Annotated in this window: 1 protein-coding gene and 1 pseudogene; both read left to right on the forward strand. The window is 73.3% G+C overall.

The features are described 5' to 3' along the window. Positions 1-1,130: pseudogene (locus tag ACZ4M3_RS18960) on the forward strand (hypothetical protein); the annotation flags it as partial. 42 nt (positions 1,131-1,172) lie between these two features. Continuing rightward, on the forward strand, positions 1,173-1,406 hold a 234-nt coding region (locus ACZ4M3_RS18965; RefSeq protein ID WP_467734032.1), incomplete at its 3' end, for a hypothetical protein.

Here is a 1,406-nt window from a genome sequence, read left to right on the forward strand (position 1 = left end):
GTCCCCATATCGCCCTGGCTGCCCTGGACGCCGACCCCACCCTGGCTACCTTGCGGCCCGGTACCACCCTGGCTACCCTGCGCGCCTTCGTCGCCCTGGCTGCCCTGACTGCCCTGCGAGCCGTCGCCGCCCTGGCTGCCCTGCGGCCCGGTACCACCCTGGCTACCCTGGAAACCCTGCGTCCCCATATCGCCCTGGCTGCCCTGGACGCCGACCCCACCCTGGCTACCTTGCGGCCCGGTACCACCCTGGCTACCCTGCGCGCCTTCGTCGCCTTGGCTGCCCTGACTGCCCTGACTGCCGTCGCCGCCCTGGCTGCCCTGGACTCCGGCGCCGCCTTGGCTGCCCTGATTGCCCTGCGGGCCGATATCGCCCTGGCTGCCCTGGACGCCGACCCCACCCTGGCTGCCCTGCGGCCCGGTACCACCCTGGGTGCCCTGGGCTCCGGCGTCGCCCTGGCTGCCCTGACTGCCCTGGGCTCCGTCGCCGCCCTGGCTGCCCTGCGGCCCGGTACCACCCTGGCTACCCTGGAAACCCTGCGTCCCCATATCGCCCTGGCCGCCCTGGACTCCGGCGTCGCCCTGGCTGCCCTGGCTGCCCTGGCTGCCGATACCGCCCTGGAAGCCCTGGCTGCCGACATCGCCCTGGCTGCCCTGTACTCCGGCTCCGCCCTGGAAGCCCTGACTGCCCTGGAACCCCTGACCGCCCTGGTTCCCCTGCACACCGGTGTTGCCCTGACTGCCCTGACTGCCCTGGAACCCCTGGGGGCCGGAGCTGCCCTGGCTGCCCTGCGGGCCGGCCCCCGAACCACCCGGGCTGCCCTGCGCACCCTGGAAACCCTGCGGGCCGATACCACCCTGGGTACCCTGCACACCGGGACCACCCTGGACACCGGGACCACCCTGGGTGCCAGGGACGCCCTGGGATCCTGGCGTGCCCATGTCGCCCTGCGTCCCCTGACTTCCCTGACTGCCGGAACCACCCTGACTTCCCTGGGCTCCGGTGCCGCCCTCGCTGCCCTGGCTGCCCTGGGCTCCGGTACCGCCCTGGTTGCCCTGCGCACCGAGACTGCCCTGACTGCCCTGGCTTCCGGTGCCGCCTTCGGTGCCCTGGCTGCCCTGCGCTCCTAGACCGCCCTGACTGCCCTGGCTTCCGGGACCGCCCTGGAAGCCTTGGCTGCCCTGCGTTCCCTCGCCGCCCTGACTGCCCTGCGGCCCCGCGTCGCCCTGGCTGCCTTGGCTGCCGGGGCCGCCCTGACTGCCCTGAGCTCCCGTACCGCCTTCACCACCCTGAAAACCCTGCGCCCCCGCGTCACCTTGACTGCCTTGGCTGCCGGGGCCGCCCTGACTGCCCTGAGCTCCCGCACCGCCTTCACCACCCTGAAAACCCTGCGCCCCCGCATCACC

Source organism: Streptomyces sp. NPDC026522, assembly GCF_055567555.1.